General features: G+C 66.9%; 14 protein-coding genes. 9 read left to right on the forward strand and 5 right to left on the reverse strand.

Annotated elements, in window-relative coordinates; all coding sequences use genetic code 11:
* Nucleotides 1–14 precede the first annotated feature (14 nt).
* The 4 genes from CA606_RS09120 to CA606_RS09135 all read right to left on the reverse strand — a co-directional run bounded on the left by CA606_RS09120 (nt 15) and on the right by CA606_RS09135 (nt 3,067).
* On the reverse strand, nt 15–1,193 hold the full coding sequence (locus CA606_RS09120) for a lactate 2-monooxygenase (RefSeq protein WP_096051419.1): 1,179 nt from the start codon (nt 1,191–1,193) through the stop codon (nt 15–17).
* A 167-nt stretch (nt 1,194–1,360) separates the two neighbouring features.
* Nucleotides 1,361–2,458, reverse strand: a complete 1,098-nt coding sequence (locus CA606_RS09125) for a 3-deoxy-7-phosphoheptulonate synthase (protein ID WP_096051418.1) — start codon at nt 2,456–2,458, stop codon at nt 1,361–1,363.
* A gap of 95 nt (nt 2,459–2,553) precedes the next feature.
* Nucleotides 2,554–2,637 carry a hypothetical protein gene (locus CA606_RS09130; RefSeq protein ID WP_181242895.1) on the reverse strand — a complete coding sequence of 28 codons (84 nt, stop codon included), beginning with the start codon at nt 2,635–2,637 and terminating at the stop codon, nt 2,554–2,556.
* Between the two features lie 112 nt (nt 2,638–2,749).
* Nucleotides 2,750–3,067: a hypothetical protein gene (locus tag CA606_RS09135; RefSeq protein ID WP_096051417.1), complete on the reverse strand. Its 318-nt coding sequence runs from the start codon at nt 3,065–3,067 to the stop codon at nt 2,750–2,752.
* Nucleotides 3,068–3,292: 225 nt separating this feature from the next.
* On the opposite strand from CA606_RS09135, the gene CA606_RS09140 reads away from it, so the two are divergent.
* A complete protein-coding gene (locus CA606_RS09140; protein ID WP_096051416.1) occupies nt 3,293–4,888 on the forward strand; it encodes a methyl-accepting chemotaxis protein in 1,596 nt (531 codons plus the stop codon).
* Between the two features lie 106 nt (nt 4,889–4,994).
* Here the strand turns inward: CA606_RS09140 and CA606_RS09145 are convergent, their stop codons facing one another.
* Nucleotides 4,995–5,252, reverse strand: coding sequence for a hypothetical protein (locus CA606_RS09145; RefSeq protein WP_096051415.1), 258 nt, complete (start codon nt 5,250–5,252; stop codon nt 4,995–4,997).
* A 125-nt stretch (nt 5,253–5,377) separates the two neighbouring features.
* Here CA606_RS09145 and ccoN point away from each other — a divergent pair, with 125 nt between their 5' ends.
* Genes ccoN through ccoS form a run of 8 tightly spaced genes read left to right on the forward strand, consistent with a single transcriptional unit; the run spans nt 5,378 to nt 13,137 of the window.
* Nucleotides 5,378–7,024: a cytochrome-c oxidase, cbb3-type subunit I gene (gene ccoN / locus CA606_RS09150; RefSeq protein WP_096051414.1), complete on the forward strand. Its 1,647-nt coding sequence runs from the start codon at nt 5,378–5,380 to the stop codon at nt 7,022–7,024.
* An 8-nt stretch (nt 7,025–7,032) separates the two neighbouring features.
* Nucleotides 7,033–7,776, forward strand: coding sequence for a cytochrome-c oxidase, cbb3-type subunit II (ccoO, locus tag CA606_RS09155; RefSeq protein WP_096053819.1), 744 nt, complete (start codon nt 7,033–7,035; stop codon nt 7,774–7,776).
* A complete protein-coding gene (locus CA606_RS09160) occupies nt 7,773–7,940 on the forward strand; it encodes a cbb3-type cytochrome c oxidase subunit 3 (protein ID WP_096051413.1) in 168 nt (55 codons plus the stop codon). Before ccoO ends, CA606_RS09160 begins: the two co-directional genes overlap by 4 nt.
* On the forward strand, nt 7,940–8,806 hold the full coding sequence (ccoP, locus tag CA606_RS09165) for a cytochrome-c oxidase, cbb3-type subunit III (RefSeq protein ID WP_096051412.1): 867 nt from the start codon (nt 7,940–7,942) through the stop codon (nt 8,804–8,806). Before CA606_RS09160 ends, ccoP begins: the two co-directional genes overlap by 1 nt.
* Nucleotides 8,807–8,811: 5 nt before the next feature.
* Nucleotides 8,812–10,305, forward strand: coding sequence for a cytochrome c oxidase accessory protein CcoG (gene ccoG / locus CA606_RS09170; protein ID WP_096051411.1), 1,494 nt, complete (start codon nt 8,812–8,814; stop codon nt 10,303–10,305).
* Entirely contained in the window at nt 10,302–10,802 is a 501-nt protein-coding gene (locus CA606_RS09175; RefSeq protein ID WP_096051410.1) for a FixH family protein, read from the forward strand. The genes ccoG and CA606_RS09175 overlap by 4 nt, the downstream gene beginning before the upstream one ends.
* Nucleotides 10,799–12,973 (forward strand): heavy metal translocating P-type ATPase, encoded by a 2,175-nt coding sequence (locus CA606_RS09180; RefSeq protein ID WP_096051409.1) that lies wholly within the window; start codon nt 10,799–10,801, stop codon nt 12,971–12,973. The genes CA606_RS09175 and CA606_RS09180 overlap by 4 nt, the downstream gene beginning before the upstream one ends.
* Nucleotides 12,970–13,137, forward strand: coding sequence for a cbb3-type cytochrome oxidase assembly protein CcoS (gene ccoS, locus CA606_RS09185; protein WP_010919284.1), 168 nt, complete (start codon nt 12,970–12,972; stop codon nt 13,135–13,137). Before CA606_RS09180 ends, ccoS begins: the two co-directional genes overlap by 4 nt.
* Nucleotides 13,138–13,169: the final 32 nt, after the last annotated feature.

Raw genomic sequence — 13,169 nt, forward strand, 5'->3', positions numbered from 1 at the left:
GGGTCAGCCGCCGCCTAGGAGGCGCCAGCTTTACGAACCGGCCGAACACCCGCCTCGCGAAGCGCGGCGATCGTCGGAAAGCCGTCCACGGCCATGAGCAGGTCAAGTTCGGCGAGGATGCACTTCAGGACGTGGACAACGCCGTCCACGCCGCCTGCGGCGAGGCCATAGGCGTAAGGGCGACCAATCCCGACCGCGCGGGCGCCCATCGCCAGCGCCTTGGCGGCGTCCGAACCCGATCGGACCCCGGAGTCGAACAATACGGGCGTCTCGCCGCTGGCGGCGACCACGTCTTCCAGCAGATCGATCGCGGCGATCCCCCCGTTGGCTTGGCGTCCGCCGTGGTTGGAACAGAAGACGCCGTCCATCCCCAGATCCACCGCGCGGCGCGCATCGTCGGGGTGGCAGATGCCCTTCAGGACGATCGGCAGTTTGGTGACCGATCTCAGCCAGGGCAGATCTTCCCAGGTCAGGGTCTTGCCGAAGAGGCCGCCCCAGGTGCGGATGGCTGTGGCCGGGTCCTTGGCTACCGGGCGGCCCAGAAGGGCGAGGAAGCGCGGGTCGGTGAAGTAGTTCTGCAGGACATGGCCCCGCAGCTGGGGGAAGTTTGCGTCGTTGAGATCGCGCGGCCGCCAGCCCGTCACCCAGGTATCCAGGGTCACCACAAGCGCCTTGAAGCCGGCGGTCTCGGCGCGTCGGATCAGGCTTTCGGCGAGTTCGCGGTCTTTGGGCGTGTAGAGCTGAAAAAAGCCAGTTCCGTCGCCGAGCGCCGCGCCGACCGCCTCGATCGGATCATTGGCAAGGGTGGAGGCCATGACGGGAACCCCCGTGCGCTGGGCGGCCACCGCGGTGGCGATGTCCCCGTGTCCGTCCTGAGCGCACATGCCGATCACCCCGATGGGGCTCATGAACAGCGGGGTGGGCAGCTTGAGGCCAAAGAGCTCGATCGACAGGTCGCGCTTGGACGCATCGACCAGCATTCGCGGCACGACGCCCCAGTCGTGGAAGGCCTCGGCGTTGCGGCGCTGGGTGAATTCGTCGCCACAGCCGCCCTGCACATAGCTGAGCAGATCGGGCGACATGGCGGCGCTCGCCCGCGCCTCCAAGGTCTTGAAGTCGACGGGCCATTTGGGACGAACGCCCTGCAGGCCGGCGCCATAGATCTCGTTCTGATAGTCGCCGCAATGGGCCATGGAGCGAGCCTCCCGCGTGGTTCTTCTTTGCTCCTGCGCACTCTAGCGCGCCAAACGCATGTTTGAAGGGCGCTTGGAGGTGGCGCGGAAGGTTTCAGGCCCGCCGCGCCCGCCGAGGGCCAGGGAGCGCCCCCGAAGTGTTCCCACCTCAGGGGCGCCTTGAAGAGTTAGACGTTACGCGCCTGACGGCCCGCGCGCACGGCGTCCGCCAAGGCATCCAGGAGCCGGACCGAGGTGTCCCAGTCGACGCAGGCGTCGGTGACCGACTGGCCATAGGTCAGGGACTGACCGGGCACGATATCCTGCCGACCCGCCACGAGATTGCTCTCGATCATCACGCCCATGATCGGCGACGCGCCGGTCGCAACTTGCGCGCAGACGTCGGCGATCACGGCGGGCTGGTTCTCGTGGTTCTTGCCGCTGTTGGCGTGACTGACATCGACCATGATGCGGGCCGGCAACCCGGCCTTGGTCAGGACCTCGGCGGCGGCGGCGACGCTGGCGGTGTCGTAGTTCGGGGTCTTGCCGCCACGCAGCACCAGGTGACAGTCGCCATTGCCGGTCGTGGTGGCGATCGCCGCGCGCCCTTCCTTGGTGACCGCCAGGAAGTGGTGGGGCTGGCTTGCGGCGGTCACGGCGTCGACGGCGATCTTCACATCGCCGTTGGTGCCGTTCTTGAAGCCGACCGGACACGAGAGGCCTGACGCCAGTTCGCGGTGGATCTGGCTCTCGGTGGTGCGGGCCCCGATCGCGCCCCAGGCCACGAGGTCGGCGATGTACTGCGGCGTGGTGACGTCCAGGAACTCGCAGGCGGCCGGCAGGCCCTGCGCGCTGACGTCCAGCAGAACGCGTCGCGCCAGGCGCAGGCCGTCATTGATACGGAAGCCGCCGTCCAGGCCAGGGTCGTTGATCAGGCCCTTCCAGCCCACGGTCGTGCGCGGCTTTTCGAAATAGACGCGCATGATCACCTCCAGCTCGCCAGAATGGCGCTCGCGTTCGGCCGCCAGGCGGCGGGCGTAATCGATCGCCGCCTTGGGGTCGTGAATGGAGCAGGGGCCGATCACGACGACGAGGCGATCATCCTGGCCTTGCAGGATCTGATGAACCGCCTGGCGCGCTCCGCCGACGATCTCGGCCACCGACGAGGTGGCCGGCGCTTCGCCGATAACCTGGGCGGGCGGGTTCAGGGTCTGGAGCTTCTCGATACGCAGATCGTCGGTCGGGACGGGCAGGGTGACGAGTTGGGCGGTGGACGTGGAAGGCATTGGCGCGACTCCGGAAACCTGGAGGTCCGGCGGCCATCAAAAAAGCCGCCCGGGAGACCCCTGGCGGCTGGTGAAGACATTCGATGGCGCTGATCTCAGGCCAAACGATCCCCTCCCGGCGCCAGAGGCGTCGGATAGCTAAAATACCAAAAATGCTGTTGGCAGGTGGCGAGGGTCATCGGGTCAGAGCCTAGACACATGATGGGTGGATGTCACGCTCCCAAGTTCGTTTTGCGACGCTTGCGGCTTGGGGCGCCGGAGAGCCCGTCCGAAGACGGGCTCTCGCCGAGCTTAGGGCTTGGCCGACAGCGCCTTGAGATCGGCGTCGACCTTGGCGACCATCTCGTTGGTGATTTGGCCTTCGGCGTAGGCCTGCAACTCTCGCAGGCTCATCGACTTGAATTGCTCGAAGGCGGGATGCTTTGCGAGCGTGGGCAGGGTCTTGTCCAGAGCCGCCTTGGCGGCGGGATCGGCGACCACCGACGCTAGCGGAGTGTCAGCGGAAAAGGCCTTTGCGGCGGCCGCCGCAGGCGGCGGCGAGGCGTTCTGGGCCAAGGCCGGCGTGGCCAGGAGAGCGGCGAGGACGAAGCCGGTCGCGATACGCATCAAGGATGCTCCATTTCGAAAGAGGACTCACAGAGGACAGCAGTCTGACGCCTGCGGTCAAGTCCAGCCGTTAAGGTTCGACAGGCGGGCGTGGGCAAAGCGACCGTCACGGGAATCGCGCGGAAGCTAGGTAGTTGTGCGTATGCGGCAAACTGTGCGCGGTCGCACGGAAGTCACCGACGGTTAATCCCTAGATTGAATACCTGTCTCAGGTTTTGAGGGGCGGCCATGATCGCGTTCGACAGTATTGAGGCCCAGAGGCGTACCGGCGGAAAGCTGGTCTTGGCCTGTAATGCGGCGATGGTGGTTTTGACGCCGATCGGCAGTCTCGTGGCGGGCAATCCGGTCGCCAAGCTGGCCGGCGCGGCGACCCTTCTGGCCCTTGTGGCGTTCGCCGCCTACCGCCTTGCGGCGGACCACTTTGGTCAGCGTTTGGTCTCTGCTCTGGTCCTCGTCGGACAGGTCGGGCTGTTCGTGCTCGCCTTCAACGGCAGCCCCCTGCAGGGCGAAGCGCGCATGGCCTTTCTGGCGGCGCTCGCCTTGCTGGTCGCCTATGGTGAGTGGCGGATCATCGCAGCGGGCGCGGTTGCTGTCGCTTCATGTCATGGCGCGGCGGAACTGATTGCGCCTCAAGCGCTGGGCGGAAGCGGCGGCCTGATGGCGACGGCCTTTGCGATCGGTGTGACAGCCGCCACCGCGTGGTCGCTGATCTGGATGACGGCCGGGGTGTCGCGGCTGTTCTCGACGGTTTCAGCCCGTACCCGTAACGCCGAGCAGGCGGCCGAGCAGGCCGAAGAGGCGCGTGAGGCGGTGGTGGCTGAGCGTAATGCGCGCGAGCAGTCCGTCGCCGAGCGCGCAGCGCTCAAGGCGGCCATGGAGGCCGAGCAGAACTTGGTCGTCGCTGAACTCGACGCCGCGATCACCAAGCTGGCCGATGGCGACCTGACCTGGCGGCTGAACCAGAATTTCGCGGAGCGCTACGAGGGGCTTCGCGCCAACTTCAACCAGGCGCTGGAGCGCCTGGAGGCCGCGATGGGCGATGTGACCACGCGCGCCTCGACCATGAGCGCGGGCGTCAATGATATGAGCCGGGCCTCGGACGAGCTGGCGCGACGGACGGAACAGCAGGCCGCAAGCCTAGTGCAGACCGCCACGGCGCTGGGACAGGTGACGGTCGCGGTCAACGAGACCGCCGAGAACGCGCGACAGGCCAACGCTGCGGCGGAAGGCGCGCGCCAGGAGGCTGAGCGCTCCGACCCGGTTGTCACCGAGGCGGTCGACGCCATGACCCAGATCGAAACCTCGTCCGGCCAGATCAGTCGGATCATCGGCGTGATCGACGAGATCGCGTTCCAGACCAACCTTCTGGCGCTGAACGCCGGTGTTGAAGCCGCGCGCGCGGGCGAGTCGGGCAGGGGCTTCGCCGTCGTCGCCCAGGAAGTCCGGGCGCTTGCGCAGCGTTCAGCCGGCGCGGCCAGCGAGATCAAGTCCTTGATCTGCGCTTCGACGGCGCAGGTCTCGGCGGGCGTGGAACGCGTGGCGCGGACGCGCGAGGCGCTGCAGAGGATCGTCGCGCGGGTCGCCGAGATCGACAGTCAGGTCAATGCGATCGCCCGCTCGGCCAACGACCAGGCCCAAAGCCTGTGCGAGGTCAACACCACGGTGGGCGAGATGGACCGTGTGGTGCAGCAGAACGCCGCCATGGTGGAAGAGACCACGGCGGCCGCGCATGCGCTGCGTTCGGAAGCCCAGGATCTCAGCGACCGCATCGGCCTGTTCAAGATCGCGGGACGTTTGGAGAGCCGCGCGCGGCGGGTCGCCTGAAGCGCTTGCCACGCCGTGAGGGTGTGATCTGTCGCTGTGCGTGAGCGCTAACCAGGCACGACTATCGGCGCCTTGGCCGCGACAAATGTAGCCTGCCGCCGTTCGCCTAAGCCCCGTGGACGCGGACTGTCGCGGGGTCGCGGCGACGCCCTATGACCAGAACAATGGCCGCGATGGTCAAGCCGGCGGCCACGTAGCAGGCGGGGCAATGGCCCGCAAACGCCCAAGCATCCTGGCTGGACGTGCACAGCGGTCCCGTCAAAAGGCGCGGCGCGGCCTCGCCGAGGGCGACCGCCCAACTGACCAACGCCAGCGCGCCGAAAAGGGGGGCGCTGTTTCGGACCAGGACCTCAAGGTGGGGCACGCGATCAATCTCCCATGACGTGGGCGCACCATGGCCCGCAATGGACCGGGGGGCTTTGATGCGTGTCAAAGCCGGCGGAGTCGGAGCGTGACATCCAGGGGCGAGGTTCGCCCCAGGGAGTCTGTATGCACGCAATCACCACCAGAAGCGCCGGTCCGCCAGCGGGCTCAGCAGCGCTTCTCGCCATCTCCGTCGTCGGCGCCTTTCTGGCGATCCTCGGGGCTGGCCTCACCCATGATCCGATGTTCCGTCTTCAGATCGGAACCTTCGCGCTGGCCGGCGTCATCGCCGCCTTCGCCCTGAACGCCGGCTTGGCGGGCGGGACGCTGCAGGATCATCCCGATCAGTATTCAGACAACGTGGTCAAGGCGGGCGTGATCGCCACCATGTTCTGGGGCGCGGCGGGCCTCCTGGTGGGCGTGATCATCGCCGCCCAGCTGTCCTGGCCCACGGTGTTCTATTTCCCGGAGCTGGGCTTTCTGAACTTTGGCCGTCTGCGGCCGCTGCACACCTCGGCGGTGATCTTCGCGTTCGGCGGCAACGCCCTGATCGCGACGTCCTTCTATGTCGTTCAACGCACCTGCAAGGCGCGTCTGGCCGGCGGCATCACGCCGTGGTTCGTGTTCTGGGGCTATCAGCTGTTCATCGTGCTGGCCGCGACCGGCTATCTGATGGGCGCGACCTCGGGCAAGGAATACGCTGAGCCCGAGTGGTACACCGACCTGTGGCTGACGATCGTCTGGGTCGCCTATCTGCTGGTGTTCCTGGGCACGATCTGGAAGCGCAAGGAGCCCCACATCTATGTGGCCAACTGGTTCTACCTGGCGTTCATCGTCACGGTCGCGCTGCTGCACATCGTCAACAACGCCGCCGTTCCGGTCGGCCTGCTGAACCACAAGTCCTACGGCGTGTTCGCCGGCGTGCAGGACGCCCTGGTCCAGTGGTGGTACGGCCACAACGCCGTCGGCTTCTTCCTGACCGCCGGCTTCCTGGCCATGATGTACTACTTCGTGCCCAAGCGCGTTGAGCGCCCGGTCTACAGCTACCGTCTGTCGATCGTGCACTTCTGGGCGCTGATCTTCATCTACATCTGGGCTGGTCCGCACCACCTCCACTACACCGCGCTGCCGCAGTGGGCGCAGACCCTGGGCATGACCTTCTCAATCATGCTGTGGATGCCCAGCTGGGGCGGCATGATCAACGGCCTGATGACCCTGTCGGGCGCGTGGGACAAGCTGCGCACCGATCCGGTGGTCCGCATGATGGTCGTCTCGATCGCCTTCTACGGCATGTCGACCTTCGAAGGTCCGGTGATGTCGATCCGCGCGGTCAACGCGCTGAGCCACTACACCGACTGGACCATCGGCCACGTGCACTCCGGCGCTCTGGGCTGGGTCGGCTTCATCAGCTTCGGCGCGATCTACTGCCTGGTTCCCTGGCTGTGGAAGAAGCCCGGCATGTATTCGAACAAGCTGATCGAGTGGCACTTCTGGATCGCGACCACGGGCATCCTGCTCTACATCGCCGCGATGTGGGTGTCGGGCGTCATGGAAGGCCTGATGTGGCGGGAATACACCCCGCAGGGCTTCCTGGCCTACAGCTTCATTGAGACGGTCTCGGCCAAGCACATCGAGAACGTCATCCGGACGATCGGCGGTCTCATGTACCTGAGCGGCGCCCTGATCATGATCGTCAACATGTGGAAGACGATCGCTTCGCCCTCCGCCGCGCCGGCCGACGCTTCGGCTGCTCCCGCCACCGCGATCGCCTGAGGTCCCTGATGTCCATCTGGAAGCACCACGCCAAGTTCGAGCGGCATTCGCTGCTGCTCGTCGTCGGCATCCTCCTGGTCGTCTCGATTGGCGGCCTCGTCGAGATCGCCCCGCTGTTCTGGCTGCAGGGTACGATTGAAAAGGTCCAGGGCGTGCGAACCTACACGCCCCTGGAGCTGGCCGGCCGCGACATCTATGTCCGCGAGGGCTGCTACCTCTGCCACTCGCAGATGGTCCGCCCGCTGCGTGACGAGGTCGAGCGTTACGGCCACTACAGCCTGGCGGCCGAGAGCATGTACGACCACCCGTTCCAGTGGGGGTCCAAGCGCACCGGTCCTGACCTCGCCCGCGTCGGCGGCAAGTACTCCGACAGCTGGCACCGCGACCACCTGATCGATCCGCGCTCGGTCGTGCCGGAGTCGGTGATGCCGCCCTACAAGTTCCTGGCCGCCAACGACCTGGACTACAGCGACATCGCCGATCGCATGAAGGCCCAGAAGACGGTCGGCGTGCCTTACACGGCCGATCAGATCACCAACGCCAAGAAGGATCTCGAGGCGCAGGCTGATCCGTTCTCGACCGACGCCGTGGCGCTACGCGGTCGGTACGACGCCAAGGTCGTCAACCGTGACTTCGACGGCGACCCGAACAAGGTCAGCGAGATGGACGCCCTGGTGGCCTATCTCCAGATGCTCGGCACCACCGTCGACTTCAAGACCTACAAGGCCCACGCGCCGGAGAACCAACGATGAGCGGGCTCTCCTATGAAACCGTGGCGCGCTTCGCGCAGCAGGTCGGGCTGATCTATTTCGGCCTGATCTTCCTCGCGGGCGTCGCTTACGCCCTCCGGCCCTCCAAGAAGGCCGAATTCCAACACGCCGCGCGCATGCCGCTGGACGACGGGGAGCAACCCTGATGGCCGACCGCAAGATCGATGACGCCACGGGCGTCGAAACCACTGGCCACGAATGGGACGGCATTCGCGAACTGGATAATCCGCTGCCCCGCTGGTGGCTGTGGATCTGGTACGCGTGCATCGCCTTCTCGATCGGCTACTGGGTGCTGATGCCTGCCTGGCCGGGGCTGAACGGCTACACCAAGGGCTTGCTGAACAAATCCGACCGGGCTGAGGTCGGCCAGGAGCTGAAGGCGCTCGAAGCGCACCGGGGTGAGGGCGCGGCCATGCTGCGCACCGCCAGCCTGGAGCAGATCGAGAAGGATCCGAAGCTTCAAGCCTATGCTCAGCAAGTCGGTCAGTCGGTGTTCGGCGACAACTGCGCCACCTGCCATGGCATCGGCGGCACGGGCTCCAAGGGTTACGCCAACCTGCGTGACGACGTCTGGCTGTGGGGCGGAAAGCTGGAGGACATCCAGTACACGATCACCCACGGGATCCGTTCGGGCGCTGAAGGCGCGCGGGTCTCGCAAATGCCGGCCTATGGCCGTGATGAGATGCTTCAGCCCAAGCAGATCGACGATCTGACCGAGTATGTGGTGAACCTGTCGCGTCGCCCCGCCGACGCTGGAGCGGTGGCGCGCGCTGCGCCCCTGTTCGAAGCGCAATGCTCGGCCTGCCACGGCCCGCAAGGCCAGGGCAATCAGCAACTGGGTGCGCCGAACCTGACCGACGCCGACTGGCTGTTTGGTTCCGATCGGGCGTCTATTCGCGGCCAGATCTATGCCGGCAACGGCGGGGTTATGCCCGCCTGGAGCGGACGCCTGAGCCCTGAAACCATCAAGGCGCTCAGCGTCTACATCCACAGCAACGCGGGCGGTCAGTAGGGCCCATGCCCACGCTCATCGACAACACTGCGCCTAAACCCGACACCCGCTCGGCGGTCTCCGCCGCCGAGCGGGCCAAGGGCAAGGGCGACGCCAAGGGCGGCCTCTACAAGCCGCGCCAGCCGATCTATCCCAAGCTTGTCCACGGCAAGTGGCGGATGGTGAAGTGGGCGCTGCTGATCGCCACCTTGAGCGTCTACTACATCACGCCCTGGATCCGCTGGGGGCGGCCGGAAGGCTTCCCGCAGCAGGCGGCGCTGGTCGATTTCACCGGCCGGCGCTTCTATTTCTTCGACATCCAGCTGTGGCCGCAGGAAGTCTACGTTTTCACCGGCGTACTGATCGCCGCGGCGCTGGCGCTGTTTCTCACGACGGCGCTGTTTGGTCGCCTGTGGTGCGGTTATGCCTGTCCGCAGACCGTCTGGACTGACCTCTACATCGTTGTCGAACGGCTCTTTGAGGGTGACCGTAACGCCCGTATGCGCCTGGACGCCGCGCCCCTGTCTTTCGACAAGATCTGGCGCAAGACCGGCAAGCACCTGACCTGGCTGGGCATCGCCTTTGGCACCGGCGGGGCCTGGATTTTCTACTTTCATGACGCGCCGACCCTGATCCGAACGTTCTGGATCGGTCAGGCGCCCGCCACGGCCTATGTGTCCTGCGCGCTGCTGACGGCGACGACCTACATCTTCGCTGGCTGGATGCGCGAGCAGGTCTGTACCTACATGTGTCCCTGGCCCCGGATCCAGGGCGCGATGCTGGACCAGCATTCGCTGCAGGTGACCTATCTGCGCGAGCGCGGCGAGCCGCGCGGCGCCCACAAGAAGGGCCAGAGCTGGGAAGGTCGCGGCGACTGCATCGACTGCCGCCAGTGCGTGGTGGTCTGCCCGATGGGCATCGACATTCGCGACGGTTCTCAGCTGGAGTGCATCAACTGCGGCCTCTGCGTCGACGCGTGCGATGACATTCTTGGCAAGCTGGGCCGGCCGACCGGTCTGATCGCCTATGACACGGACGCGGCGGTCGCCGCGCGCAGCTGTGGGCAGAAGGCGGTCTACAAGCCCGTCCGCTCGCGCACCGTCTATTACGCCGTAGCCCTCGCCCTGGTCGGCGGCCTGACCCTGTGGTCCTTGATCACGCGACCCAAGGCGGACCTCCACGTCATCCGCGATCGCAATCCGACCTTCGTGCGCATGCACGACGGCGCCGTGCGCGACGGCTACACGCTGAAGATCACCAACCGGACCTTCGCCGAGCGGCGCTTTGACGTCACGTTCGACGGGGTGTCCGGCGCGCGGCTGAGCCAGCCCGGCCAGACCGCCCAGCGGGTGACCCTGATCGTGCCCGCCGACCAGGTGGTCTCGGCCCGGGTCTTTGTCACCGCGCCGGCCGACGCTGATCTCGCCGGCAGCGTACCAGCCCGGTTCATCGCCAAGTCGGGCGACATCATCACTGAGTCCAAGACCGTCTTCCTCTCTGGAGCTGCGAACCCGCAATGACGATCGCCGCGCAATCCGTCACGCCCGCGACCTCACGCAAGGGCCAGATCACCGGCTGGCATGTGCTGATCGGCGTGGTCGCTTTCTTCGCCCTGATCATCGCCGTCGACGTGGTGTTCATGGTGCTGGCCTACCGGACCTTCTCCGGCCAGGTCGCCTCCAACCCCTATGAAGCGGGTCTGGCGTTCAACAAGACCTTGGCCCAGCGCGAACGCGAGGCCGCCCTGGGTTGGTCGGCTGCGGTGGAGACCGAGGGCGGTGGCGCGGTCATCGTCCGGGTGCGCGATCGCACGGGTCGTCCGCTTGAGCAGCTCTCGCTGACGGGGGCGCTCGAGCGTCCGGCCACCGAGGTCGGCAAGCAAGTCCTCGACTTCAAACCGCTCGGCGATGGTCGCTATCGGGCCACGGCCCGTCTGGACGGCGCCTGGGACCTGCGCGCGACGGCGCGCGACGCTCAGAACGCGTTCGAACTGGAAGCGCGTCTGGTGTCCCAATGAGCCACAGCCTCGCCCTGCATCGTGACCTGGAAGCCTTTGTTCGGCGCGACGACGCCGGGCGAGGGCGCTTCGAATTACTCGTGCGCGGCGCGCGCTGCGCCGGCTGCATCAGCAAGATCGAGAAAGCGGTCCGCGCTCTGCCGGGCGTGGAGGCGGCCAGGCTGAACCTGACGACCGGCAAGCTGGCGGTCGAGCTGGCCGGCAAGGTCTCCGATCCCGGGCGGGTGCTCGAAACCGTCGAGGACCTCGGCTACCGCGCCTGCCTGTTCGACCCGGCCGAGGCTGAGGCGGCGCAGGACAAGGAAGGCAAAGAACTGGCCGTTGCGCTCGGCGTCGCCGGTTTCGGCGCCGGCAACGTGATGATGTTCACCGTGCCGGCCTGGGCGGGCCTGTTCGGACAGGAACTGACCCCGGCCACCCTGACCCTGATGTACTGGATGGCGGCGATCGTCGCCACGCCGTGCGCCTTGTACGCCGGCCGCCCGTTTTTCCGCTCGGCCTGGGCCTCGCTCCGGCGCGGCAAGGCCAATATGGACGTCCCCATCTCGATCGGGGTGATCCTGACCCTGATCGTCAGCTTCTCCGAGACCCTTCTGGGCGGGAAACACGCCTATTTCGATGCAGCGGTCACGCTGCTGTTCCTGCTGCTGATCGGCCGCTACCTGGATCACCGCCTGCGAGCGGGCGCGCGCTCGGCGGCGCGGGATCTGCTGGCGCTTCAGGCGCCCGTCGCGATGCGGATCGCGGACGGCGTCGAACAAGGCGTTCCAGTCGCGGACATCCGCGTGGGCGACCTGCTGGCGGTCGCGCCCGGCGAGCGCATCCCGGTCGACGGTCTGGTCGAGCAGGGCGCCTCCGAACTCGATAACGCCCTGATCACCGGTGAGACGGCGCTGGCGCCGGTCGCCGCCGGCGCCCCGCTGCACGCGGGAGCCTTGAACCTGTCAGGTCGCCTGGTCATGCGAGCCAGCGCGCGTAGCGAGGACTCCACGCTCGCCGCCATCGCCCGGCTGATGGAAGCCGGCGCCCAGGCGCGGTCGACCTATGTGCGACTCGCCGACAAGGCCGCCGCGCTCTACGTCCCGGTGGTCCACACCGCAGCGGCCCTGACCTTCGTAGGTGGTTGGGCGCTGGGCTTGGGTCCCCGCGAGGCGCTGCTTCGCGCCGCAGCGGTGTTGATCGTCACCTGTCCTTGTGCGCTGGGCCTGGCGGTTCCGGCCGTCCAGATCGCGGCGAGCAGCCGGCTGTTTCGCAAGGGCGTGCTGGTCAAGTCGGGCGCCGCGCTGGAGCGCCTGGCCGAGGCCGATCACGTCGTCTTCGACAAGACCGGCGTGCTGACGCAAGGGCGTCCGGCGCTGATCGACGCCCCGGCCCATCTGGTGGCGCTGGCGGCGCCGTTGGCGCGCGCGTCTCGGCATCCTCTGGCGCGTGCTCTGGCTGCGACGGCCGGCGTGGGCCCCGTGGCGCAGGACTGCGTCGAGACGGCCGGGCAGGGCGTCGAAGGCGTGATCGACGGGCGTCGGGCCCGCCTGGGCCGCGCCGGCTTTGTCGGCGTCGAGGCCGGCGACGTGCGCGAGACCGAGCTGTGGTTCGGCTTCGAGAACGATGTGAAGATCCGCTTCGCCTTCGAGGATCGTCCAAGAGCCGACGCTCGGGATACGATCACCAAGCTTCGTGCGCTGGGTCTGTCTGTTGAAATCCTGTCGGGCGACGTCGAAGGCCCGGTCCGCGACGTAGCGCGCGAAGTCGGCGTCAGCGACTGGCGCGCTGGCCTGACGCCGGTCGAGAAGGCGGCGGCGGTCGATGCGCTGAAAGCCCAGGACCGAAAAGTCCTGATGGTGGGCGATGGTCTCAACGACGCCGCCGCGCTCGCCAAGGCGTACGCTTCGATGGCGCCGGGCGCGGCGGTGGACGCGGCCCAGAACGCCGCCGATCTGGTCTTCACCGGTGAGGAACTGGCGGCGGTCGTCGAGTCGCTCGAGACCGCCCGGGAGTCTCGCCGACGGGCGCTGGAGAACTTCGGCTTCTCGGCCCTCTACAATCTCGTCGCCACGCCGGCGGCAATGTTCGGACTGGTCAATCCGTTCGTGGCGGCCCTGGCGATGTCGGGCTCGTCGATCGTGGTGCTGCTCAACGCGGCCCGTCCGCGTCTTCGGAGTTTCCGCCGATGAACATCGTCCTCTTCCTGGCCCCGGCGTCGATCGGTCTAGGCGCGCTGGGCTTGCTGGCCTTTTTCTGGACGATGAAGGCGGGTCAGTACGACGACCCCAAGGGCGACGCCGAGCGGATCCTCTATGACCATCTCGACGACAAGCCACCCGCCAGCGAAAGGTGAGCAATACTTAAGGATCCGAGCGCGCTTCGGTT

The organism is Caulobacter vibrioides (assembly GCF_002310375.3).
Classification (GTDB): Bacteria; Pseudomonadota; Alphaproteobacteria; order Caulobacterales; family Caulobacteraceae; genus Caulobacter; species Caulobacter vibrioides_D.

Excerpts from the sequence above, each read along its gene's own strand:
- CA606_RS09120 (WP_096051419.1), bottom strand. The coding sequence starts at position 1,193 with ATGGCCCATTGCGGCGACTATCAGAACGAGATCTATGGCGCCGGCCTG.
- CA606_RS09125 (WP_096051418.1), bottom strand. The coding sequence starts at position 2,458 with ATGCCTTCCACGTCCACCGCCCAACTCGTCACCCTGCCCGTCCCGACC.
- CA606_RS09180 (WP_096051409.1), top strand. The coding sequence starts at position 10,799 with ATGAGCCACAGCCTCGCCCTGCATCGTGACCTGGAAGCCTTTGTTCGG.
- CA606_RS09130 (WP_181242895.1), bottom strand. The coding sequence starts at position 2,637 with ATGACCCTCGCCACCTGCCAACAGCATTTTTGGTATTTTAGCTATCCG.
- ccoP (WP_096051412.1), top strand. The coding sequence starts at position 7,940 with ATGGCCGACCGCAAGATCGATGACGCCACGGGCGTCGAAACCACTGGC.
- ccoS (WP_010919284.1), top strand. The coding sequence starts at position 12,970 with ATGAACATCGTCCTCTTCCTGGCCCCGGCGTCGATCGGTCTAGGCGCG.
- ccoO (WP_096053819.1), top strand. The coding sequence starts at position 7,033 with ATGTCCATCTGGAAGCACCACGCCAAGTTCGAGCGGCATTCGCTGCTG.
- CA606_RS09175 (WP_096051410.1), top strand. The coding sequence starts at position 10,302 with ATGACGATCGCCGCGCAATCCGTCACGCCCGCGACCTCACGCAAGGGC.
- ccoG (WP_096051411.1), top strand. The coding sequence starts at position 8,812 with ATGCCCACGCTCATCGACAACACTGCGCCTAAACCCGACACCCGCTCG.
- CA606_RS09160 (WP_096051413.1), top strand. The coding sequence starts at position 7,773 with ATGAGCGGGCTCTCCTATGAAACCGTGGCGCGCTTCGCGCAGCAGGTC.
- CA606_RS09140 (WP_096051416.1), top strand. The coding sequence starts at position 3,293 with ATGATCGCGTTCGACAGTATTGAGGCCCAGAGGCGTACCGGCGGAAAG.
- ccoN (WP_096051414.1), top strand. The coding sequence starts at position 5,378 with ATGCACGCAATCACCACCAGAAGCGCCGGTCCGCCAGCGGGCTCAGCA.